This window comes from Paenibacillus sp. 1781tsa1 (assembly GCF_024159265.1).
Taxonomy (GTDB): Bacteria; Bacillota; Bacilli; order Paenibacillales; family Paenibacillaceae; genus Paenibacillus.
Genome location: NZ_JAMYWY010000001.1, coordinates 2,100,132 through 2,123,299 on the forward strand (window position 1 = coordinate 2,100,132; position 23,168 = coordinate 2,123,299).

20 protein-coding genes are annotated in these 23,168 nt (G+C 48.6%); 11 read left to right on the forward strand and 9 right to left on the reverse strand.

All coding sequences use genetic code 11. The features are described 5' to 3' along the window. Positions 1–16 precede the first annotated feature (16 nt). Positions 17–466, forward strand: coding sequence for a hypothetical protein (locus tag NKT06_RS09490; RefSeq protein ID WP_253433014.1), 450 nt, complete (start codon positions 17–19; stop codon positions 464–466). A gap of 153 nt (positions 467–619) precedes the next feature. Here the strand turns inward: NKT06_RS09490 and NKT06_RS09495 are convergent, their stop codons facing one another. After that, positions 620–2,338, reverse strand: a complete 1,719-nt coding sequence (locus tag NKT06_RS09495) for a methyl-accepting chemotaxis protein (protein ID WP_253433018.1) — start codon at positions 2,336–2,338, stop codon at positions 620–622. A 294-nt stretch (positions 2,339–2,632) separates the two neighbouring features. On the opposite strand from NKT06_RS09495, the gene NKT06_RS09500 reads away from it, so the two are divergent. Continuing rightward, positions 2,633–3,319 (forward strand): HAD family hydrolase, encoded by a 687-nt coding sequence (locus tag NKT06_RS09500; RefSeq protein WP_253433021.1) that lies wholly within the window; start codon positions 2,633–2,635, stop codon positions 3,317–3,319. 95 nt (positions 3,320–3,414) lie between these two features. Here the strand turns inward: NKT06_RS09500 and NKT06_RS09505 are convergent, their stop codons facing one another. From NKT06_RS09505 to NKT06_RS09525, 5 genes are read right to left on the reverse strand one after another with little or no spacing between them, the layout of a single operon-like run. Further along, a complete protein-coding gene (locus NKT06_RS09505; RefSeq protein ID WP_253433024.1) occupies positions 3,415–4,593 on the reverse strand; it encodes a YheC/YheD family endospore coat-associated protein in 1,179 nt (392 codons plus the stop codon). Positions 4,594–4,628: 35 nt separating this feature from the next. Then, positions 4,629–5,735, reverse strand: coding sequence for a YheC/YheD family endospore coat-associated protein (locus NKT06_RS09510; RefSeq protein WP_253433027.1), 1,107 nt, complete (start codon positions 5,733–5,735; stop codon positions 4,629–4,631). Beyond that, positions 5,735–7,108 carry a YheC/YheD family endospore coat-associated protein gene (locus NKT06_RS09515; RefSeq protein ID WP_253433030.1) on the reverse strand — a complete coding sequence of 458 codons (1,374 nt, stop codon included), beginning with the start codon at positions 7,106–7,108 and terminating at the stop codon, positions 5,735–5,737. Before NKT06_RS09515 ends, NKT06_RS09510 begins: the two co-directional genes overlap by 1 nt. 60 nt (positions 7,109–7,168) lie before the next feature. Continuing rightward, positions 7,169–8,359, reverse strand: a complete 1,191-nt coding sequence (locus NKT06_RS09520) for a YheC/YheD family endospore coat-associated protein (protein WP_253433033.1) — start codon at positions 8,357–8,359, stop codon at positions 7,169–7,171. Positions 8,360–8,410: 51 nt separating this feature from the next. Beyond that, positions 8,411–9,778, reverse strand: a complete 1,368-nt coding sequence (locus tag NKT06_RS09525) for a YheC/YheD family endospore coat-associated protein (protein ID WP_253433036.1) — start codon at positions 9,776–9,778, stop codon at positions 8,411–8,413. Positions 9,779–10,014: 236 nt separating this feature from the next. Between NKT06_RS09525 and NKT06_RS09530 the strand changes: the two genes are divergently transcribed. From NKT06_RS09530 to NKT06_RS09540, 3 genes are all read left to right on the forward strand, one after another. Then, complete coding sequence (locus tag NKT06_RS09530; protein ID WP_036609862.1) at positions 10,015–10,362, forward strand: YlbF/YmcA family competence regulator; 348 nt, start codon at positions 10,015–10,017, stop codon at positions 10,360–10,362. Positions 10,363–10,512: 150 nt separating this feature from the next. After that, positions 10,513–10,797 (forward strand): hypothetical protein, encoded by a 285-nt coding sequence (locus NKT06_RS09535; protein WP_085981456.1) that lies wholly within the window; start codon positions 10,513–10,515, stop codon positions 10,795–10,797. A gap of 210 nt (positions 10,798–11,007) precedes the next feature. Next, entirely contained in the window at positions 11,008–12,342 is a 1,335-nt protein-coding gene (locus NKT06_RS09540) for a DRTGG domain-containing protein (protein ID WP_253433039.1), read from the forward strand. Positions 12,343–12,485: 143 nt separating this feature from the next. On the opposite strand, the gene NKT06_RS09545 is transcribed toward NKT06_RS09540, so the two are convergent. From NKT06_RS09545 to NKT06_RS09555, 3 genes are all read right to left on the reverse strand, one after another. Next, positions 12,486–12,827 (reverse strand): YtpI family protein, encoded by a 342-nt coding sequence (locus NKT06_RS09545; protein WP_253433042.1) that lies wholly within the window; start codon positions 12,825–12,827, stop codon positions 12,486–12,488. Positions 12,828–12,909: 82 nt separating this feature from the next. Further along, entirely contained in the window at positions 12,910–13,398 is a 489-nt protein-coding gene (locus NKT06_RS09550; RefSeq protein WP_253433044.1) for a sporulation membrane protein YtrI, read from the reverse strand. A gap of 21 nt (positions 13,399–13,419) precedes the next feature. Then, positions 13,420–13,749, reverse strand: coding sequence for a YtrH family sporulation protein (locus NKT06_RS09555; protein WP_026081169.1), 330 nt, complete (start codon positions 13,747–13,749; stop codon positions 13,420–13,422). 267 nt (positions 13,750–14,016) lie between these two features. Between NKT06_RS09555 and NKT06_RS09560 the strand changes: the two genes are divergently transcribed. The 6 genes from NKT06_RS09560 to pyk all read left to right on the forward strand — a co-directional run bounded on the left by NKT06_RS09560 (position 14,017) and on the right by pyk (position 23,074). Then, complete coding sequence (locus NKT06_RS09560) at positions 14,017–18,036, forward strand: DNA polymerase III subunit alpha (protein ID WP_253433047.1); 4,020 nt, start codon at positions 14,017–14,019, stop codon at positions 18,034–18,036. A 208-nt stretch (positions 18,037–18,244) separates the two neighbouring features. Continuing rightward, positions 18,245–18,736, forward strand: a complete 492-nt coding sequence (locus NKT06_RS09565; RefSeq protein ID WP_253433050.1) for a phosphatidylglycerophosphatase A family protein — start codon at positions 18,245–18,247, stop codon at positions 18,734–18,736. 284 nt (positions 18,737–19,020) lie between these two features. After that, entirely contained in the window at positions 19,021–19,209 is a 189-nt protein-coding gene (locus NKT06_RS09570) for a hypothetical protein (RefSeq protein WP_017689496.1), read from the forward strand. Positions 19,210–19,615: 406 nt separating this feature from the next. Then, on the forward strand, positions 19,616–20,509 hold the full coding sequence (gene accD / locus NKT06_RS09575; protein ID WP_036609844.1) for an acetyl-CoA carboxylase, carboxyltransferase subunit beta: 894 nt from the start codon (positions 19,616–19,618) through the stop codon (positions 20,507–20,509). Further along, entirely contained in the window at positions 20,510–21,541 is a 1,032-nt protein-coding gene (locus NKT06_RS09580; RefSeq protein ID WP_253433053.1) for an acetyl-CoA carboxylase carboxyltransferase subunit alpha, read from the forward strand. 105 nt (positions 21,542–21,646) lie between these two features. Next, positions 21,647–23,074, forward strand: coding sequence for a pyruvate kinase (gene pyk, locus NKT06_RS09585; protein ID WP_062833547.1), 1,428 nt, complete (start codon positions 21,647–21,649; stop codon positions 23,072–23,074). Positions 23,075–23,168: the final 94 nt, after the last annotated feature.

Here is a 23,168-nt window from a genome sequence, read left to right on the forward strand (position 1 = left end):
CAAGGGAGTGAAGCAGATGGGGGCAAAAAAATGGCCTTTCTATATCATCATCCTACTCATTCTCTCAAATTTGGCTGTAACCTATATGCTCTGGAATTCAAACACTCAGTATGATCGACTTCAGGACAAAATGAATCAATCTTTCACAACGTATGCGGAGAATATTCAGGATCATTTGCGAAAAAATGCTGAACGGGGTTTGGAGGAAGAGATCTACCAGTATCAAGCGGCAGCTTCCAAATTAAATGCAGTAGCTACAGGAACAACTTTTTACCATGAGCAGCCGTTAATAAGTAATGTTTCTATGAATCTTGAACGATTTTTTAGAGATTACCCACGCTACCAACATAAGTTGACTGCGTCAGAGGTAGAAACTTTACAGGGGTTGTTGTCGGAGTGGATTACGAAGCCTGCAGATTCAGGCACGAATAACAAGCTTAATGATTTTCTTGTTCTGCAAAAATAAAAAATAACCAGTAGTCTTGTACAAATACACCCTTGGAGTTGAGTAACGTTCACTCTGAGGGTGTTTCTATGTACATCTGAAATGGAATGGAAAAGATGATTTCTGTATTTACAGAAATCATCTTTTCTTTCGACTCAACCGTACTAGAAGAGATCAAGCCAGTTTGAATCGTTTAACCAGTTGATCAAGTGCATCGGACATTTCATTCAATTGCTTGGACGTGTCAGACATTTCCTGCAGAGAAGCCAGTTGTTCTTCCGTCATCGCAGATACTTCTTCTGTGGCTGAAGCAGTATCTTCCACAACAGCCGATACTTCGTTAATGGACCTCATCACGGCCTCACTACCGGAAGTTAACTGCTCAACAACAGCAGATACCTCCAAAACTTCACCACTGAGGTTATGAATATGTTGAGTAATGGTTGAAAAGGCATTGCCTGCATCCTCAATGGTTCGCAACCCTTCATTCACATGTAGAGTGCTCTCATCAACCACCTGAACCGTACTTTGAACACCTGCTACCACGGTTTCCAATATACTTGTAATCTCTTTGGCTGAGGTTGCACTTTGATCTGCAAGATTACGGATTTCCGAGGCAACGACTGCGAAGCCACGTCCATTTTCCCCAGCGCGGGCTGCTTCAATTCCGGCGTTAAGTGCAAGCAGATTCGTTTGTCTCGCAATACCCGACATTGAATCTGCGATGTTGATCACTTGATCAGACATCATCGAAATTTCATTAATGGCTTCCTGAACAGAGAGGAAGGATTGCTCAATGGAACTCATTTTGCCCACAGCATTATCAATGCGCTGTTGCCCATCCACGGCAATGGATTCGGTACGCACAGCACGTTCTGCTACGTCACCTGCCGAGGAGGCGACACGATTAAGCCCGGTGAGGGATTGCTGCATCGCAGCTACCATGGTTTGCGTAAGAGCAACCTGTTCATCAGCCCCTTCCGCGACGCGTTCCATGGCAGTGGCAACCTCTTTTCCTGCAAGATGGCTATCGGCAACCCCTTTATCCAATCGATTCGAAGCTGTGCTTAGAATCATGGCATTACTCTGAACGTCCAGCATCATTTGCTGCAGACCAGCGAGCATTGTATTGGCGGCCTCCGCGAGTTCACGAGTTTCGTCTTTCATTGGCGTAGCGATTCTCAGTGTCAGGTCACCATTGGAAGAACCAATGTCATTCAATGCCTGCTTCACGGTACGGATGTTTCTAACAATGGCACGTGAAAGGACCAATGCAGTGATGAACGAGATAATGGCCACAACAATAAGTGCCCCATATAGTTCCAAGTTCAGTAGTGTGTTTTTTTGCTTCAGCGCTTCTGTACGGTTATCGGTTAACGTATGCTCGTTGGTTCGGAACGTATTGAGGGCAGTGCGAATCTGGTCCATGTCTCTTTTACCTGGATCATCTGCAAAAAAATCTCGAATGGCTTGCGTATTATTAGCTTGGCGAAGGGCAACCACAGGTTCTCCAGCGACCTGGACCCAGTTCTCCATACTAGTATGTATGTCTTCCAAAAGTGCAAGTTGAGCAGGATTGTCCGAAATTAAAGCAGCAAGTTCATCTCGGAGTGTAATAAGCTGCTCTTTTCCTTGGATGTAGGGATCGAGGTAATTGTCCTGACCCGTGATGATGTAACCACGTTGACCTGTTTCCATATCTACCATGTTTCTTTCAAGTTCATAGGTTAGAGCGTGTACTCTCATATCGTGATCGACCAGAAAATCCAGCTCCCGTTGTAACTGACTTGTGCTGTTCTGAATCAGCAGGATGCAGCCAGCCAGCACAGCCAGCACGAGTAAATATCCTAATCCGATCTTATAAAAAATCTTGAAGGTCTTGCGCTTTTTCATGTTTGTTATTCCTCTCTATGGGGTATATGTAGTTGTCGAAAAAACCGGAAATGTGATAATTGTAGGTCTTTAGATTAGGTGTCTAAAGCACTATTTTTTTAGTATTATACGTAAAGAAAGTTCTTTTGTATATAGTTTGTTTAACTATAATATAACGTTTGGTTGATTGTGTATAAGGTTAGGGTTGACGATGTTTTACAATCGTTGGTTTACACGTTCAAACGTTATGTTTATCATGGGAAGGGAATGATTCCAATTACACATACATATCCCAATCCGAAAGGAACATTGGACATGACTAAAGAGAAGGTATTGCTCAAACCGGAAGCGATGATTTTTGACATGGATGGAACGCTATTCCAGACAGAGACCCTGTTGCTGCCAGCTTACCAGCAACTATTTGATACATTGCGTGCCGAAGGGCATTTTGAAGGAGAAACTCCACCCGAGGAACGGATGCTGGGAAGTTTGGGCATGTTGCTCGAAGATATATGGAAAGTGGTTATGCCTGAGGCATCGGAAGCTGCACATCGTCGTGCAGACGAATTGCTGCTTCAGCTGGAGATTGAGGGGCTTGATCAAGGAAGTTCTCAATTGTATCCGGGTGTGAAAGAAACGCTGCAAGCCTTAAAACAACAAGGCGTGCGTCTTTTTGTCGCAAGTAATGGGCTGGAGGACTATGTGAAGGGGGTGGCGTTTGCACATGAGATTATGCCTTTCTTTGAAGGGGTATACAGTGCAGGCCAGTACAAGACTCCCTCCAAGATTAATCTGGTGCAGATCCTGCTTGAGAAACATCGCATTCAGGACGCATGGATGGTAGGGGATCGCTCTTCTGACGTGGAAGCTGGTAAAATGAACGGTCAGGCGGTCATCGGCTGTGCCTACGCCGGTTTTGGCCGTGATGAGGAGCTTGCGGGCTCAGATGTGCTCATCTCTGATTTTAAAGAGCTGCTGCGCCTGTATGATGAAGCGGAATAAGCTAATCTTCAATTGAAAATGTCAGTCATCATACGAGAGCGCCCCACCCGAGATGTTATCAACGGTGGGGCGCTCTTTTATTCGTGATCAACAGATCATCTCTTCTTTCGTACCTTTTTCAATGCAGATGGTCTGTTGCTTGCAAGCCGGGTGGTTCTTATTGGTTTGACAGGGTGACTTTCCTGGTTGCGATATACCCATAAGGCGTACTCCAGCGGTTGAGTGATGGCTTTATAATAGATGTCCCGCTCACCGATGCGAGCGAATACCTCACGTGCAGGTTTGGGGTTGACTTCAAGCAGGTAGATACGTCCACTTCTGTCAATCGCCAAATCCAGTGCCAGCTCACAGAGGTTCCCATACGTATCTTCCAGAAATGAAGCAACATCAATGCCAAACTTCTCTGCTGTTGTGTTAATCTCTGCTCGGAGGTCATCATCATCGATCCATTGCTTCATGAGTCGGTTCATCGCTATTGCCTGACCGCCGCCATGGAGATTGGAGGTTACGCTTTTTTCGGCACCCATGCGTCCGGCACATCCGGTGAGCTCCCATTGTCCTTCACCGTTCTTCTGAACGAGCATGCGGTAATCATGCACACGTCCATTCGGAAGCTGAAGTTGAATGCCTTTTTGTACAAGATACTTGTCTTTCATGTTCCAGTGCTGGAGCAACGAGCCTAGACGTGATAAATGAACTTTACGTGGAGTGATGATACGACGTTTCTGATCCCGCCCCTGAACAAGCACCGTATTCGCCTCGCTGCTGCCGCGTTCAATGCGCAGAATACCACGTCCGCCTGTTCCATTAATGGGTTTGAGATAGACCAGAGAAGAAACTTTCAGCATCCGATTTACATCGGACATATCCTGAAACAGAGTGGTTTCCGGCAGGTGCTCACGAAAGTTGGCTTTTTGCAAAAGGGTTTGGTGGATGGTCCATTTATTGCGAAGAGGTCTGTTCAGAAAGAGCAGATGGCCATATTTCTCGCGAAAAGCAAGCAGTTGCTGAAACCTTCGGTTACGCTGAATCCGGCAGCGATCAAAGATCAGGTCCGGGAATGATCTCCATTCCCTGGACCAGCCTTTTCCCTCGTGATAAACCATGGCTTCAATTTTTTTGCCGCCGGGGTGCACGTCGGCTGGTGTGAACACATAGATATCAAGTCCCCGCTTGCGCCCTTCAAGAATCATTCTGCGATAGATGCTTCGTTCTTCAAGAGCGCGATGTTCATTTAAGTACAACGTCATAATGCCCAGAACAGGTGAGGACACAAGCAATCACCTTCTTTTTGCAGTATTCCTGTCTATCATCGTTTGGACTGACGGGCAAGATAAGCGCTGTAGTGAAATATACGCTCCAATGACCTCCGTCTGATCTGTGGTTCATCAAACTTCATGGGTTTGGCATTGGCTTCAAAGAACCAGAGTTCCCCCAGTTCATCAATGCCCAGATCCATGGACATTTCTCCGAGTGTGAAACCCGATCCACGTTCTACCTGTCTTGCGATCATTAATGAAGTGGATTTCACACGTTTCATCAGGGCTGTTGCCATTTCTTCCCCAAAAAGCTCGGTCAGCAGCTTCTCAGGGTCTTCTACGGTCCCGCCGCGTGGCACATGTGTTGTAATGCTGCGAGAGCCAGCAAGTCTCGCACCTACACCCGTTACACTCCATTGACCCTTGCTGTTCTTTTGTACCAGAACACGCAAATCGAAGGGGCGTTTACGAGAGGAGGCCAGTTCAATGCCTTGTTGCATGATATAGGGCGTATGTCCGGTTTCTTTGCGAATCCGTGCCCACAACTTGGCGAGTGTAGCTGCTTTATAGGTCGTGCTTTTACGTGTGGTTTGTATTTTGAGTCGATAGGGCAGACGTTCTTTTTCCTGAAATTTAAGCATCATGATTCCTTTACCAGCTTTGCCACTCTCAGGTTTAAGGTACAGATAGGGATAGCTCCGTAGAACGGCACCCAGAGAAGAAGCACTTCGCATCCGCCGAGTATAAGGAATCAGTTGCTGAGTTGATTTGGACTTCTTAAGCCATTCGAACAGATCCCATTTGTTGAAAAAGAACGGGTTATACAGTTCGATTCCTGATTGCATGCATTCGTCAATTTTGCGCTGAACGGAAGGTTTTCCTTCGTCTTCCCGGTTGGGAATACGATTGTACAGAACATGGGGAAGGGGGAAAGGTTGTGAAACCCACTTTCCACTCCCCTTGTTGTACGTATATCCTTTCACGGTGGGACCACTTACGTTCAGATCCCGCACAGTTACAATGTACACCACGTATCCCATGCTCTCGCCTGTCTGTAGGATATCTTGAAAATTTTGATGATTTCCCCTGAACATGCGCTGATTATCATGCATGGTCAAAACAGCAATGACAGGTTTGAAATCATCATGAAGGCTCATCAAATTTCTTCCTTCTTCCGGAACTTGCTCAAATACAGGCAGTGTTCCAAGATGTGCTCCACCGATGATTTTCCCTCCACCCGGAGTGAAGGGTGACGGAAAATGGAGCGCCCGGGTTTGGCGTTCGCTTCGAACATCCATACATGTTCCTCCTGATCAATGCCCAGATCAAAGCCAATCTCACCAATCAGATGCTGGTGCTGGGTTTCAATCGCCTGGGCCAGTGTAATAGCGACGGATTTGGCATGCTGAAGAACTTCTCCCGCACGATCGCCGAAGTTGCGACTGAGCGCCTGCTCAGGAGTCATTAGGGAGCCGCCATTTTTGATGTGTGTTGTGACGCTGCCACGTCCTGCCTTTTTGGCTCCAATCCCGACAACAACCCATTGATTGTTACCATTTTTGTGCATGTGAAAACGAAAATCAATCGGACATTCATCAATCTCAATTAGACGTATTCCCTGCTGAACAACATATCCGCGAAGTTGTTTGCCATGTCTTCCCTGAAGCATGCGCATCAGACTGTTGAAGGAGCCAAACCGCAGGAGTGCATTACCACCTTTTTTGCGATAACGTGCGAAATATCCACGTTTGGGCGAATACGTCAGGCGGTAGATCCCGTTCCCCAGACTTCCTGCAGTAGGTTTATAGTAGACGAACTGATGGCGTTCCAACATTTCCTTCATCTGTTCAACGGATGGATTGGTAATCGATTCAGGGATATACCGTCCTGCTACCGGTTCATTCTCCAGCAATGTATAGATATCTGATTTGTTGAAAAAGCTCCAGTTGAAGAACGGAATTTTCCGACGAATAAATCGTTCACGCAGTTGGTTGATGGCTGGTGAGAAATCGGAACGTCGGCTTGGTAACCGGTTGTATACCACATCGGGCAGAGGTACCGTTTTACGGGTAAAGCTTCCGTTTTCATTCAGAAAAAAACCGGATACCGTCTCATTCTGCCAATTGATATCCCGGGGAGTAAAGGCATAAATATAGGATTTCCGGCTGCCTTCACGGAGTAACTGTTTGATAAAACCAGTACGGGAACCGAATGGATTAGTGATAGTTGAAGGCCCATCAGAGAGTACACCGATCAGTGGACCTAACTGAACCTCATCATTTTGCAAGTTTCGGAGATAAATACTGCCCCGTTTGGGAACGTTCATTAAATTACGGATACCTGAAGCGAGATACAGATGTTTACCTGCTTTTTTGATTGGTTTGATCGTTGCAGGTACCCGGTCACGCCCGAAGCGAAGGTGCACCGTTTTTTTGCCGGACAGGTTGAGGCTCTTCATTAAAGCGTTGGATACATAAACCACTTTATCCGGTTGCTTGGTGAAATGCAGATTGCAAAAGGTCAAACTCATGATTTATCCTCCTATCCTGAAAAGATCCTTGGGCTCCATGGCAAGCGGGCGCTGCGGGCCTCAGCCGCCGTGAATCGGGATGGGTTTCAGGCCAGCTTTGCTGGATGTATTCGGCAATTTCATTGGACGAAAGACGTCCGTGAGAACATGTTGTTGCAACAGATAACGGGCATAGGCAAGCGGCCGGGTATAAGTCAGGCTATGCATGCGTCGGTCGCCCGCTTCTGCGAATGAGGTGCGGCCTGGTTTGGAGTTGACTTCAATTAGCCAGAGTTGGCCCTCTGCATCTGCTCCGAAATCAAGCCCCAATTCGGCTAACCTGCCGAAACGGCTTTCCAGCAGGGTGGGGATAAGAGTAGCAGTCTGCCGGATGCTCTTCAGCAGAGTTTCTGTACGGATCGTTCCATATCGCTGGAGCAGATATGCGTCGGCAGGATATGCTTTACCCCCTCCGTGAAGATTGGACGTGAGTGAACCTTCGGGTCCTTCACGTACCATACATCCGGTAAGTGTCCAGCGACCTTGCCCGTTCTTTTGCATAAGAGCCCGTATGTCGAACGCTCTTCCCTGATGGCAAAGCTCCAGATAGGGCTGCACGATCATCTTACGCTCAGCCTGATGTAATGCGAGCCAGGAAGATACAGCCTGGGTATGGTTAAATGCAAGGTAAAAGGGTTCATTGTCCTCGTTACGCCCCTCCGCGATCCATGTTGATGGAGTCGCTCCCCGAGACAGGCGAAAGGTACTTTTGCCATGAGTACCGGCTATCGGTTTGAAGAACAGTCCTCTGGGCCAACGATTCAGCCAGGTTTCCCAAGGAATATGCGATCCGATCCGGGTTGTGGGGGCAAGTTGTGACCGCAATTCAGGATTTCGGGACAACACACGATGTACCTCCCATTTTCCTGGAAGGGAAGCAGACCAATAACGGTGTTGATCTGTGCCGTTGGTTCGTATCCATTCCTTAAGCTGTTGTCTGACGTTCCTTGGGAGAGGGCGAAGACAACGATCCATCATGAGGTCAACTGCAGGAACAGGTACTGAGTTCCACTTCCCTTGGTGATAGGCATATCCCCATTGAAGAGGGAGATGGGCTGCATCAATCGATATCGGGATCACAATAATCTGAAGAGCGTATTGCATACTCCCCAAACTGAGACGACGGCAGAAAAGTTCATCCGTGAAGGGAGGTGAGCCTTCGGTTGCACGTACCAGAATGGCCATTGTTTTGATCTGAGATGATGGAAACATTGCGCTGCACCTCTCCTCAATCAGATTTGTTTCCAAATAGGGAATGACTTTTCAAAAACCCGCCAGGTACGTAGAATATTCGAGCATGGCTTTGACGGAAGGGCGGATCTTGCTCTCACTCAGTGGTGTATTATCATTCTTGGATGGTTTGGAGTTAACTTCGAGCAGCCATACGCGCCCAGTCGTGTCCAAGGCCAGATCAATACCGAGTTCACCAAAATGAGCAGGGATGGCACTCTCGATCCCTTTTGCAATATCTAGTGCTGCGGTGTGCAATCCTGCATATGCGGAAGCTTTCGCCGATCCAGACAACTGTGTTTTGGCAACAGCATCCTTGACGGTGCTGAGACTTCCACCCCGTGCCAGATTGGATACGTAGTGACTCCCACCCGCAATCCGTGCGACGATAGAGGTTACACTCCATTTACCTGTACGGTTCTTCTGCACGAGCGCACGGAAATCCACGGGTCTGCCACTGTTGTCAATGAGAGTCAGCCCTTGTTGGATCTGATAACGCGTTGTTTTCATTTTCCCAGACATACTGGCATACAGTTTATCCAGAGAAGCATACGTTTGTTTCCGGGTACCCCCGACGCCAGTCGCCAGAGTCAAGAAACTTCCGTCCGTCTGACGTGAGACCCGGATGATACCTTTGCCCAAAGAACCGCGTACGGGCTTCAGAAATACAACCGGATGCCGGTTACACATCGTCTTGAGCATGGTGGACGTCTTGAGCAAATGGGACTCGGGAAGAACTCGTTTAAGCGTTGAAATGGACTTGAGTGCGTCAAATACTTCGTTTTTGTCCAGAAACTTTTCATTGAAGGTTTGCGTGCCGTAGAGCGATTTTACTTCTTTCATAAAATGCTGTACGCTAGGTTTGTTCTCAAGCTTGCGGGACGTTAGCCGGTTATTGACGACGTCTGCTACAGGCAGAACAGTCTTTTTCCAGCCGTCATCATACACCCAGCCTTTCATATAACCCGTTACCGCTCCAATATCCTCCGGTGTGAAAAAGGATACATAGGCGCCTTGCTTACGACAGGCGTTCACCAGTTCTTGACAGAACATCGTGATGGAGCCAAAGGGCCGATCGGGCTGATCGGGATAATCCTGGCTAACCAGTACACTGATGTAGGGTCCAAGGCGAAGCGTACGGCTGGCTGAACGATAGGATACCCTCAGGACCGAACGTGGAACGAGACCGGTCTTGCTGGCAACGGTCTGGTTGATGCGCAGCCCGTCATACCTTGGAACCGGAATGACAGTGACTTCTCGGCGGAAAGAGCCAAATTGCAGCTGAAGCGGCCTTCCTGAAGGGATTTTAAGTGCCTTGAGCACCCCTTCGCCCAGCATGATGACGTCGTCCTGCAGGATGCCCGAGCCGGTAACCTGAATCGTTACTTTTTTAGTGGACATCACGGATCTCCTTCCGGGCGGCAACTTGATGTCTGATCTCGAAGTTGAACGGCATCTGAACATGGCATGTGCTTCATCATATGAGGACATATAACCCTTGGTGATTGACCCATATGGATTAAATGCATTTGATTTGAGGCAGATTATTGATGGCCTGTTTCAGATCGCCTTTGTTTGACAGCGGAGAAAAGCGTGTATTAACACGGAAGAACAAACCAATCTGAGGAGGAATAATAGTGAACATTTATGACAAAGCCAATGATTTGGCCAAAGCACTGAGAGAAAGCAGCGAGGTGGAAGAGATTACTTCCGCGATGAAGCTGATTGAAGCGGATCCGGATGCAAAAGCAATGCTGGATAACTTCCGTGATCAACAAATGGAATTGCAACAACGCATGATGAGCGGGGATATGCCAGCTCCGGATGAGATGGAGAAAATGGAAAAACTGTTTGAAGTACTGAGTTTAAATCTGAACATCCGCCGTTTGTTTGATGCGGAGCGTCGCCTCAGTGTCATCATTGAAGACGTGAACAAAATTATTGCAGACAGCCTGGGTCATCTGTACGGTGGCGCTGAAGCGTAAAAAGGTAGTTCAAAAAGTCCACTTTTGATTACGAAGGATGAACACGTACTAAAAGGTTGTCTTGTTTTTTTACCTGAACCTTTCATATTAGCTCCTTACCGTTCATAGACTAGAATATAGAGTCGATCAAGAACGAAGGAGCTGTGAATGGTGAAGAGGTTGAAAAAAGCAAAACATGTAATCTATCTGCTTATTGCGTTGTCGATGCTGGTCATTGCACTGCCGCGGATTTCCTTTGCTGGAGGAATGGACTGGGTTAATATTTTTGGCATCGTATGGGTGCTATTCTCCTTATTAATCGTTGGTGCACATCTACATTTTATTCTCGGTGTGGATGAAGAGAAGAAACGTGCACTGGAAGCCGTTCGCCGGGCGAAGCTGCGGCAGTGGGAGATGAAACTGCTGGACAAGCAGGAGCGGAGCGAGTCTGTATAATGTACGGTATGAGATCCAACATGAAAGACCGGAATCCCTGAAGCAAGGGGTCCGGTCTTTTTTGCTACATACAGGATTAGAGGATAATCGAGCGGTTAAATTCAGATGGCAAACCTTACCTGTGAGAATGGGATGGGGTGGGGTTATTTTCCTGAAGGCGTGTTATAATAGGTACAGAATAGTACAGATGCATCTTCGGGGGTGGTACAGTTGGACGGACAGGAAGAGAACGTAACGAAGCATGAACAGTTACTTCAACATATTGAACAACTGAAGGTTGGCAGTAAAATATCGGTGCGTGGACTTGCGCGGGAACTCGGTGTAAGTGAAGGGACAGCTTATCGTGCGGTGAAAGAGGCGGAGAACTTCGGACTGGTCGTGACCAAGGAACGAATTGGAACGGTACGGATTGAGAAGAGACCTCGGGGCATGTCGGAACAGTTGACCTTTGCTGATGTTGTGACCATTGTCGAGGGCCATGTGCTGGGTGGTAACGAAGGTCTGGCCAAACCGCTGCACAAGTATGTGATTGGTGCGATGAAAGAACAGGCGATGGCCCGTTATATTGACGCTGGGAGTCTATTGATTGTGGGTAACCGTGAGGATGCTCACTCGCTTGCCCTCGAACAGGGAGCGGGCGTGTTGATTACGGGTGGTTTTGGGACAAGCCGTGAAGTAAGAATTATGGCTGACGAGCTTGGGCTACCGATTATATCATCCAGACATGATACATTCACGGTGGCTTCCATGATTAACCGTGCGATCTTCGACCGGCTGATTAAGAAAAAAATTATGCTTGTTGAGGATATCATTGGTCAGAAACCTCGCTTGCAGGTATTAAAGGTCACCAGTTCAGCTGCAGATTTTCATATGCTGGTTTCGGAGACGGGGGAACATCGCTTTCCAGTCGTGGATGAATGGAACCGGGTCATTGGCATTGTAAGTCTGAAGGATGTCAGTGAGCTGACGGCAGATCAGAGTATTGAGAAATGTGTCGTTCGCCGCCCGATTACGGCGTCGCTACAAACCTCTCTTGCTTCCGCTGCGCAAATTATGACCTGGGAAGGCATCGATTTTCTGCCAATCGTGGATCGCAATCGCAAACTGATTGCGTCCGTCACGCGCAAGGAAGTGCTGCAGGCCATGCGGGATGCACAGAAGCAGCCACAACTGGGAGAGACGTTTGATCATCTGATCTGGAACGGGTTTGCCGAGGAGCGCGGTGATCAGAATGAACTGTTATTTCACGGATTCATCATTCCTCAGATGGCAACGGATCTGGGTACGATCTCCGAAGGTGTTCTGTTGAATGTGATGACACAGGCTGGCCGGCGGGCAGCGTGGGATGTTACAGGGAACGATCATGTGGTGGATAATGTCACGACTTATTTTGTTCGACCGGTACAGATTGAGGATCAGATTCTAGTTCGACCTGTAATTCTGGAAACCAGTCGTCGAACATGCAAAATGGACATTGTGGTTACACGTGAAGGCAGTGTGGTATGCAAAGCAGTAATGACATTGCAGTCCATTGACCATGCCTAGCAGGTTGTGTAGCCTTAGGCATAGACAAAGAGAGTACTCCCTCATAAGAAGCTTTGCCGGGTTGCGCTGTAGCGCGGTTCTGGCTTCGCTTGATGAAGGGAAGTACTCTCTTTTTGCAAACACAACCATAGCGCTTCAACGAATCATGCAGATTGTCCGGAAGTTTTACTTGATCCATTACTGGACCGTTGTTGAAGCCGGGCATAATAACTGCGGTTACGTATTCCGGCAAATACATTGTACGCACCCATAATCAGAAATAGCGCTTCCACAACCACAGATAAGGTGGACCCCGTGAAGACAAACATCAGGATCAGCGCAAGAACAACAAGCATGCCACCCATCCAGATATTCGTCCAAGAACGGTACAGACCGGCGCTGGTAGCATCCGAGCTTCTGTGTGAACGAATGCTGTTCAACGCTGCCAAAACCATGGCAACAGCAAAGATAGCGATTAGAACATATTTGAGTACATCAATGAACACAAAGACGCAGCTCCTTTTCTGGAAAGCATTTACTGCCCTTATTGTACCATGCAGAGATGCAGACAAGGGCAGTTTTTTGCTGTTACGTAGGAACATGCATGCGAATCTGTACCCAAACTTGCAGTACGCCTTCCATAACCAGCATCGTTTTGACCTGAACGGTGTACTCCTTTTCTCTGACCGAGTACACTTTCTGATTCAGCATGATTCGCGTCATTTTGCTATACTCGTCGATGTTGAATACATCTCTGCCCCGAAGGACTTCAAGTTCGTCTCCGAGCTTCTGTAACATCACTTTCAGAGAAGCCTCGTCGGGTCCCTTATCCGATTCTTCTGCACGGACTTTGATTTCCTTGATTACGGTTTGGCGTTTACTGTATTTTTTCAGTGTTTTGATATCCTCCTCATTCTGATGCAGCTGAAGCTGCAGCTCCTGATTGTTCAGCCACAACGCATTGTAACTCAGGTGAAATACCCCATTGTAGACGACACACCCAGCGATCATTCCCAGAACAAATACAGCGGTCATTCGCATCAGCGGACGGTAACGGGAGAATGGCGGAACTCTCATGAACGCTGTTCCTGTCTCATATTAGCTCCGGCCTCCGCCGCACACCCATTTCACCAATTCGGTTCCCATATGCGCGCCCATAAAAGCAGAGATCAAATAGAGGATTTGTTTGACCGCCGGAGACAGGTTACCATCCAGGAAATTGCTCTCGATGACACGCATGGGATCGATGGTGCCGCCCACAGCGGCTGCGAGTGCCCATATCTTTATTTTCCCGGAAATATCGAGCATTGTCTGTGTTGGAGGCTGAAGAGAAATCACCGCTCCAATACCTCCGATCATCGCGCCGCCCAGCACGATTCCAAACGCAATAAAGAAATCAAGAATGGCTTTGGACAAAAATGTGCTCACTGGCAACACCCCTTTCAGACCTAGCAGCACACCTCCTGTCTTCGGTCTGTCACAGGGGGAGCGGCTTGTACTTCTATTGTATGGGCGTGCCCCCGAACGTTATGATAAAATAGAATAATAAAGTCTCCTTTTCAGAGGTTGTTACGAATTTTTTTAAAGGTGATTCCATTTTTTATTTATTTAATTCATATATATGAGGAAGATAGAGCGGCAAACGGATCAGAAGATCGATGCTGCGACTATCTGCGGCGAAAGGAAGAAAAAAACATGAGTTCTTTTGTGCATTTGCACGTTCACAGCGAATACAGTTTGCTGGACGGCGCTGCGCGTATTCCGGATCTCGTGAATAAGGCTGCAGATCTTGGAATGACAACACTGGCGCTAACCGACCATGGCGTAATGTATGGTGCAATTCCTTTTTATAAAGCATGTATTGAACGCGGTATCAAGCCGATTATCGGTTGCGAGGCATACATGACAGCAGGGTCCCGCAAAGAGCGGGGCAGCCGCAAGGATCAGCCGATTCATCATTTGATTTTGCTGGCCAAAAACATGACCGGATACCGTAATCTGATGAAATTGTGCTCGATTGGACATCTCGAAGGTTTTCATTACAAACCACGTGTCGATATGGAAAGTCTGGCTGCCCATCATGAGGGAATTATCTGTCTTAGTGCGTGTCTGGGGGGCGAGGTTCCTCAGCACTTATTGCATGGACGAGAGGAAGAAGCGCGGCGTGCAGCGTTGCGTTATAAAAATATCTTTGGTGAAGACTTCTATCTGGAACTTCAGGATCATGGGCTTTCCGAGCAAAAAAGGGTAAATCCGCAGTTGATCAAACTGGCGGCCGAGCTGGAAATTCCGCTTGTAGCGACGAATGATGCCCACTATCTTTCGGAAGAAGATGCGGAGCTCCAGGATGTGCTGATCTGTATCGGAACGGGCAAGACCGTGGATGATGAGAATCGGCTCCGCATTGGAACGAATCAGCTCTATCTGAAAAGTGAAGAAGAGATGGCTCGTTTGTTTCCTCATGTACCGGAAGCTCTGGCAAATACCGTCCGCATTGCGGAGTCTTGTGAATTGAAGCTGGAATTCGGCAAATCGATTTTGCCTGAATATAGACCACTTCCTGATGGACTCAGTCCTTCGGCGTATCTGCGTCAGTTGTGCGAAGAGGGCATGGAGGAGCGTTACGCGCAGTCCACACGATGGACAGACGAGGAGCTTCGATCCGAACTTGAACAACGACTGGCGTATGAACTTGGTGTGATCGACAGTATGGGGTTCTCGGATTATTTTTTGATTGTCTGGGACTTTATCGCCTATGCGCATAAACAAGGCATTGTTACTGGACCAGGCCGGGGCTCCTCGGCAGGGAGTCTGGTAGCATACACGTTGCACATCACAGATGTTGATCCGATGAAATACAACCTGCTCTTCGAACGGTTCCTGAATCCCGAGCGGATCTCCATGCCGGATATTGATATTGACTTCAGCGATGAACGGCGGGATGAGGTCATTGATTATGTTGCACATAAATATGGCAAAGCCCATGTCGCCCAGATTATTACGTTTGGAACGATGGCTGCCCGTGCAGCCGTACGTGATGTTGGACGGGCACTGAATGTGCCTTATGGTGAAGTGGACAAGGCTGCGAAGCTGATTCCAGCACAGCTCGGCATTAACATCGAGCGAGCCATGGAAGCTACACCTGAGCTGAAGGCGCTGTATGAAACCAAGCCGAAAACCCGTGAACTGCTGGATATGGCCATGAAGGTCGAAGGTATGCCGCGTCATGCTTCAACGCATGCAGCGGGAGTGGTTATCTCCCGTGACCCGCTGACCGATGTGGTGCCGCTTCAGGAGGGCAGTGAAGGGACCGCGTTAACCCAGTATTCCATGGAAAACCTGGAGTCGATAGGGTTGCTTAAGATGGACTTTCTCGGTCTGCGTACCCTCTCGATCATTGAGCGGTGTGTACGCTGGATTGGGGAACATGGAGAAATTCCGGACTTCCGTCTTATTCCCGATGATGATGCTTTAACCTACGAGATGCTTGGCCGTGGTGACACGATGGGCATATTCCAACTGGAATCTGCCGGTGTACGCCGTGTGCTGAAAGACTTGAAGCCAAGTAGCTTTGAAGATGTAATCTCGGTACTTGCCTTGTACCGTCCGGGTCCGATGGAGTTCATATCCAAATACATTCAGGGCAAGCATGGGCAGATTGAAGTGGATTACCCCCATGTGGATCTAGAGCCTATCCTGAAAGATACGTATGGCATCATCGTGTATCAGGAACAGATCATGCAGATTGCCTCCCGGATGGCGGGTTTCTCGCTGGGTGAAGCAGATTTGCTTCGCAGAGCGGTCTCCAAGAAGAAACGGGAAGTGCTTGATCTGGAGCGTGGACACTTTGTACAAGGTAGTCTGAAACAAGGGTATAGCGAGGAAGAGGCAGACCTGGTCTATGATATGATCGTCAAGTTTGCCAACTATGGCTTCCCGCGTGCTCATGCCGCGGCATATGGTGTGCTCGCGTTCCAGACGGCTTATCTGAAGGCACATTATCCGGTTCATTTTATGGCGTCCATGCTGACAGCCGTGATGGGCAGTCATCGGAAAGTGGCAGAGTACGTGGTGGAATGTCGGCGTATGGATATGGAGGTGCTTCCGCCGGATGTGAATGAGAGCGGTATTCTGTTTACACCTGTATTTGTACCGTCCGGCAGTGCAGGAACCGGGGATCAGAGCATTGTATCGCAGCAGACTGCGGGAGCAGATGCAGAGAGTGACACCGGAAGCGCGGCAGAAGAACATACCACGAACGGTAACGGAAGTTCCTTCAAGGAAGAACACGTTCATGAGCATGAGGAGCATTCGGGACAAGCTGAATATGGTGAAGCACCTTTGCCGGATGATCCGGGTCCTGGCTCCGAAGAGGACAGTGGCGGATATGAGTGGCAGTCATCGACATCCTTGCCTGAAGCATCTGACAACCGGAAGGAACCGGAATTGGTGAAGGCTACCTCAAAGGGGGCAATTCGCTTCGGTCTGGCTGCTGTGAAAAATGTCGGTACCCAGGCAATGGAAAGCATTATGATCGTAAGGCAGGAGAGACCGTTCGACAGTCTGCTCGATTTTTGTCGTCGTGTGGATCTGCGTGTATGCAACAAACGTGTGATTGAATCGCTGATCCAGGCCGGAGCTTTTGACACCTTACCTGGACACCGGGCCCAATTGCTGGCGATGCTGGATGAGACCGTTGAGGCAGCCCTGAAATGGCGGAAGGAACGTGAGGATCTGCAGATTCAATTGTTTGACTTTGTGGAGACGCCAAACTGGGAGATTGAATACCCGGAGATCCCTCCTTATTCCTCAGGGCAGCAACTGGAGCTGGAGCGTGAGTTGTTAGGCTTGTATCTCTCCGGGCATCCGCTGGATGACTATGAAGATGTGCTTGAATCGAGTGGGGCTGACCGGATCATGGAGCTGACCGAGGCGGCAGACGACACGATGGCCGTCGCCGCGGGTATGGTTGTGTCTGTGAAGTCGATCACGACGAAACAGGGCAAGGCTATGGCGTTCATGGAGCTGGAAGACCAGATTGAACGCTGCGAAGTGGTTCTCTTTCCCGAGGTATGGCGGCGTAGCCAGCAGCATGTCGGGAAAGGTGAACTGCTCGTCGTGCGTGCCAAAGTGCAGCAGCAGGACGAAGGGTTTAAGCTGCTGGCTGAGGAAGTGGTGCCGTTGTCACCGGCGGCACTGGAGCAGCAGCTGCGCAGCCGTGACCGCCGAGGCAAGCCCGGCAGCGGCAGCTCTTCGCGCCCGGCGCAGTCGGCTTCGCCGCGGCGGCCAGCGGGCGCAGGAGCCGAAGCGCAGCGCAGCAGCGCAGGCGGGGATGCTTCTGCTGCGCGTAGCAGCGGGAGCCAAGGCTCGGCAGCGACGCGCAGCGATGCGGCGGGCACGGGCGCAGCCACGGCTGCGGCTTCCCGGCCTCGCGGTGCCGCTGATGCGGCTGGTAGCCCGGCGCAGAGCCGCGAACCACGGGCCGTGGAGCAGCGGGTGTTCGTGAAGATTGCCCCGCATGCGGAGAAGCCTGAGCTTCTGGCACGTTTGAAGCAGCTGCTTCAGGAGCATCCCGGACCTGTGGCGACGGTGCTCTTCTATGAGCAGCAGCAGAAGCTGCTTGCGTTGAGTGATGCCTACCGGATTAAGCCATCACCAACCTTGTTCTCCGATATGGAGAAGATGCTGGGTGAAGGTACGGTCAAAATTAAATAACCGGTTATCTCGTTAGTGATCGTTCTTATTCCACAATATGAAACCTGTTTGGCTAAATGCTGAACAGGTTTTTTTTGTGTTTGTTATAGCGCGGTTGCTGATTTCAACCATCCGCACATTTTATGAACATTTTAACAGGTTGCTGCATACACTTGAGAACACCGAAGGACCGAGTGGTCCTCGGGGGATTGATGCGGGAGGTCGAGATATGTCATATGAAATCGTAGAAGCCATGCTGGCCCGGCGGGGGGTACGGATTGATGCAATCGCCGCAATTGTATACCGTCTGCAAAAAGGGTACCACCCCGAACTGACCTTGGACGACTGTGTAACCAGCGTGAAATCCGTTCTGCAGAAACGAGAGGTACAATATACGCTCTATACGGGTATTGCCCTCGACGAACTTGCAGAGAAGCGACTCTTGCCCCAACCGTTACAAGCTATTATGGAAGCGGATGAATCCCTGTATGGAGTGGACGAGACTCTGGCCCTCGGCATTACTCATGTGTATGGTATGATCGGTTTAACCAGCTTTGGTTATCTGGATAAAGAAAAAATAGGTGTCATTCATGATTTGAACGAACACGCAACAGCCATTCATGTCTTTTTGGATGATCTGGTTGCAGGGGTGGCCGCTGCAGCTTCTGCCCGGATTGCACACAAAAATATTAAAGCCAAAAAATACCCCTCAGACCTTTAACCCCCTGTATTTCCATGCTTGTATGCCGTGGTCAATCTAATGACTCATATGAAGGTCTTCAAGGGCGGCTGACGCTGCCCTGATAAGCTTAGGGCTGCTTATGGAAGAGGTATCAATAAGAAGATTTCGTCAACCATATGAGTTATTTGTGGGGGACTAATGTCCCTCATGATCCCAAATTCTCCCCAAAGGTCCCGAACCCTTTCTTGCAGAAAAAAAGTGAGGTATGTTATCATTAGTCCAATATACGGGCTCTGAACATTAGCTTAGGGGGCGGACAAGGCATGTGGACGGTGATTTACATTGCGCCGACAGCAAAGGTTGCGGACAAGATTAAGACCAAGCTTTCGGAAGAAGGTTTTCTGGTACAGACCCGTCCCATCAGTTTATCCAAGCAGCAATTTGAGATTCGCGTCCCTTCTGGGGAATTGGAAGAGGTCCAGGAAGTGTTGAATTCCATTCTGCATTCCTGATTCGTTCGACATTGACGTGCCTTGGCAGAGGAAGAAGTACCATCGGTACATAAGGGACTAATCGCGTAAGCGGAGAGAGGAATCGACTTGCATGTATTGTATGCTGCTGTCCTTCCTTCTTTTTTTGTTAGGACTAGGACCGACCTGGTTGCTCCCGGAGACCCTACCTAGATAGATTCAAAACATCGGCGCAACAATCTTTCGGTTATTGCAGGTAACATCAATCGTGCTGACAGAAGCCGCTGATCCTTGCCCTGTACCGGCGGATTTTTTTGTTGTGAATGCTGGACAAGGCCCATGGCAGCGTGTGGGTCGTAAGCGGTTTACCGTAGCACGCGGATGAAGCTGTCACAAGCAGCGCACTGCAGGTTGCGGCCATCAAATCAACGGCTGGAGAGGTGTAGTTGTGTTCAAAGATATATTCCAGAAGAAACGGAAGTACGCTACCATACCTTCCGAGCGTGCACTTCCCGGCGAAGGCCAGGAAGTCCTAGAGCGCCCAAAACGTGAAATACCTGAAGGGCTTATGAACAAGTGCAGCAAATGCGGCACCATTCAATATAGCAAGGAATTGGAGAAAAATCTTAAAGTATGTCCTGCTTGTGGTTACCATATGCGTCTTAACGCTATGGAGCGCATTGCTATGGTACTTGATGATCAAGGGTTTGTTGAGTTTGACGCTGATATGATATCAGTTGATCCGCTTGGCTTTCCTGGATATAGCAACAAATTGGAACAACAACGTTTGAAATCAGGCCTGAAGGAAGCGGTCATTACAGGGGAAGGAACCATTGACGGCCTGCCTGTAGTTGTGGCTGTCATGAGTTTTGATTTCTTCACAGGCAGCATGGGTTCTGTTGTAGGGGAGAAAATTACCCGTGCCATTGAGCATGCAACAGAGAAGCGCTTGCCATTGATTATTTTCTCCACATCAGGTGGTGCCCGGATGCAGGAGAGTATTCTCAGCCTCATGCAAATGGCCAAAACAAGCGCAGCTTTATCCCGTTTGGATGAACAGGGCGGGCTGTACATTTCGGTCATTACGGACCCAACGACAGGTGGAGTCTCGGCAAGTTTTGCGAGTCTGGGCGATATTAATATTGCCGAACCTGGCGCTGTATTTGGTTTTGCCGGCAGAATCGTTATTGAACAGACCATCCGTCAGAAGTTACCTGATGATTTCCAGACGGCTGAATTTAATATGCAACACGGTCAGTTGGACATGGTTGTGCACCGGAAAGAACTTCGGGCCACTCTTGGCAAGCTTCTGGATATGCATAGTGAAAAAGGAGGGGTCTAAATGGCGGGTGAGTTGCCATATGAAGCGCCTCTGGTTGAGATGCGCAAAAAGATTGATGAACTCGTACAGTTTGGACAGGAAAAAGGGATCGACTTTACGGACGAGATTGCCCGCCTGGAAGAACGTTACCATAGACTTGAAGAAGAGATTTACACTGGCATAACGGCAGCTCAGAAAATGCATCTGGCCCGGCACCAGCAACGCCCAACGGCGCTAGATCTGATTCAGTTGATATTTACAGACTTCATTGAGCTGCACGGTGATCGCATGTTCGGAGACGATCTTGCGGTTGTTGGCGGGCTTGCCAAGTTGAATGGAAAGACAGTAACGGTAATCGGACAACAGCGGGGGAAAGATACGAAGGATAACATCGCCCGCTTTTTCGGCAGCGCTCATCCGGAAGGTTTCCGAAAAGGACTTCGTCTGATGAAACAAGCGAACAAATTTGGCCGCCCTATTATTACGTTTATTGATACTAAAGGGGCGTATCCGGGTAATACTGCAGAAGAGAGAGGTCAATCGGAAGCTATCGCTCGCAACCTGATGGAAATGGCGAAGCTTTCGGTTCCTGTTATTGTTGTGGTCATCGGCGAAGGTGGAAGCGGCGGTGCCCTCGCTATGGCTGTGGGTAATCGTGTGTTGATGCTGGAACATGCGATCTATTCTGCGATCTCTCCGAACGGGGCTGCTTCGATTCTCTGGAAGGATGCATCCAAGGCAGATCAGGCGGCTGAAGCGATGAAAATAACAGCGAAGGACCTTTTGGAGATGGAGGTCATTGAAGAGATCGTGCCAGAGCCACGCGGCGGTGCACATCGGGATTATGAATCGTCTGCTGCTTTCATCAGTGAAGCTTTGGTCCGTCATCTCGACGAGATGAAAGGCTGGAGCGGGGATCAGCTGAAACAGGATCGTTATGAGAAATTCCGTAAAATTGGATCGGTCACGTTTGAACCTCAAGCATCCATTGAAGCTCCTCAAGAGCTTGTAGAAGTCGATGTTGCGAGTAATTTGTCGGGAAATGCTGAATAATGTGACGAATTTCCTATACAAATGATCAAAAGTATAGTAAATTTAATAGTTGGAAAAAGAAAAATAGATAAAGAGTAATACCTTTAAAATCGGAGGAAACCCAAAATGCGTAAAACGAAAATTGTATGTACCATTGGTCCATCCAGTGAATCTCTGGAGAACACCAAAAAATTGATTATGGCCGGTATGAATGTGGCCCGTCTGAACTTCTCCCACGGTGATTTCGATGAGCACGGCGGACGGATCATTGCGATTCGCCAAGCATGCGAAGAGTTGAACAAAACAGTAGCGATCTTGCTGGACACCAAAGGACCGGAAATTCGGACAGGTAAACTCGAAGTTGAACCGATCGAATTGGTTCAAGACGAGTACATCACTTTGACAACAGAAGAAATTCTGGGCACCAAAGAACGTCTTTCCATTACGTATACAGATCTTCCGAATGATGTTGAACCGGGATCTACAATTCTGATCGACGACGGTCTGATCGGACTGACTGTGGTGGAAGTGCAAGGCACCGAGATCAAATGCCGTATCGTTAACGGCGGATCGATCAAAAGCAAAAAAGGTGTTAACGTTCCGGGCGTTGCCATTTCTCTGCCGGGTATCACCGAAAAAGACGCTAACGATATCGTATTTGGTATTGAGCAAGGTGTCGATTTCATCGCGGCTTCTTTTGTACGTAAAGCGAGTGACGTACTTGAGATTCGTGAATTGCTTGAAAAACACAATGCTGGACATATCCAAATCATCTCCAAAATCGAAAACCAACAAGGTGTCGATAACCTCGACGAGATCCTTGAAGTGTCTGACGGTCTGATGGTTGCTCGTGGAGACCTGGGTGTTGAGATTCCTGCGGAAGAAGTACCATTGGTACAAAAACGCATGATCGAAAAATGTAACGTTGCCGGTAAACCGGTTATCACAGCTACACAAATGTTGGATTCCATGCAACGTAACCCGCGTCCAACACGTGCGGAAGCAAGTGACGTGGCGAATGCGATCTTTGATGGTACGGACGCAATCATGTTGTCTGGTGAGACAGCTGCGGGTAAATACCCGGTTGAATCCGTTCTGACCATGTCCCGTATTGCTGAAAAAGCAGAATCTGCTCTGCCTTACCAAGAGCTGTATCTGAAACAACGTGTTGCTCAACAAACAACAGTTACAGAAGCAATCAGCCAATCGGTTGCCCTTTCAGCTCAAGATTTGAACGCAAAAGCGATCATCACTTCAACTGAATCAGGACACACTGCACGCATGATTTCTAAGTATCGTCCAGAATCTCCAATCATCGCTGTGACTACGGAAGACAGAACTTCCCGTCGTTTGGCTCTGGCTTGGGGTGTAACTCCTGTCAAAGGAAGACTGGTTGATTCCACGGATGCTTTGTTCGAAAACGCAATTGAAGGCGGCGTAAAATCCGGACTTGTTAAAGAAGGAGACCTGGTTGTGATCACAGCAGGTGTACCTTTGGGTCGTTCCGGTTCTACCAACCTGATTAAAGTAAGCCAAATTCCAAACAACGCTTAATAGCGTCTTGGATGGAGAAGCAACAGGAAAGAAGCAATGGGGCGTTATTGTCCCGTTGCTTTTTTTCCATCTTATTGACACTTTACAGCGAGGT

Coding starts and splice junctions, on each gene's coding strand:
- NKT06_RS09515 (WP_253433030.1), bottom strand. CDS start 7,108: ATGAGTTTGACCTTTTGCAATCTGCATTTCACCAAGCAACCGGATAAA.
- NKT06_RS09510 (WP_253433027.1), bottom strand. CDS start 5,735: ATGAGCCTTCATGATGATTTCAAACCTGTCATTGCTGTTTTGACCATG.
- NKT06_RS09525 (WP_253433036.1), bottom strand. CDS start 9,778: ATGTCCACTAAAAAAGTAACGATTCAGGTTACCGGCTCGGGCATCCTG.
- NKT06_RS09490 (WP_253433014.1), top strand. CDS start 17: ATGGGGGCAAAAAAATGGCCTTTCTATATCATCATCCTACTCATTCTC.
- NKT06_RS09560 (WP_253433047.1), top strand. CDS start 14,017: ATGAGTTCTTTTGTGCATTTGCACGTTCACAGCGAATACAGTTTGCTG.
- NKT06_RS09565 (WP_253433050.1), top strand. CDS start 18,245: ATGTCATATGAAATCGTAGAAGCCATGCTGGCCCGGCGGGGGGTACGG.
- NKT06_RS09580 (WP_253433053.1), top strand. CDS start 20,510: ATGGCGGGTGAGTTGCCATATGAAGCGCCTCTGGTTGAGATGCGCAAA.
- NKT06_RS09495 (WP_253433018.1), bottom strand. CDS start 2,338: ATGAAAAAGCGCAAGACCTTCAAGATTTTTTATAAGATCGGATTAGGA.
- pyk (WP_062833547.1), top strand. CDS start 21,647: ATGCGTAAAACGAAAATTGTATGTACCATTGGTCCATCCAGTGAATCT.
- NKT06_RS09570 (WP_017689496.1), top strand. CDS start 19,021: ATGTGGACGGTGATTTACATTGCGCCGACAGCAAAGGTTGCGGACAAG.
- NKT06_RS09550 (WP_253433044.1), bottom strand. CDS start 13,398: ATGAGAGTTCCGCCATTCTCCCGTTACCGTCCGCTGATGCGAATGACC.
- NKT06_RS09500 (WP_253433021.1), top strand. CDS start 2,633: ATGACTAAAGAGAAGGTATTGCTCAAACCGGAAGCGATGATTTTTGAC.
- NKT06_RS09520 (WP_253433033.1), bottom strand. CDS start 8,359: ATGTTTCCATCATCTCAGATCAAAACAATGGCCATTCTGGTACGTGCA.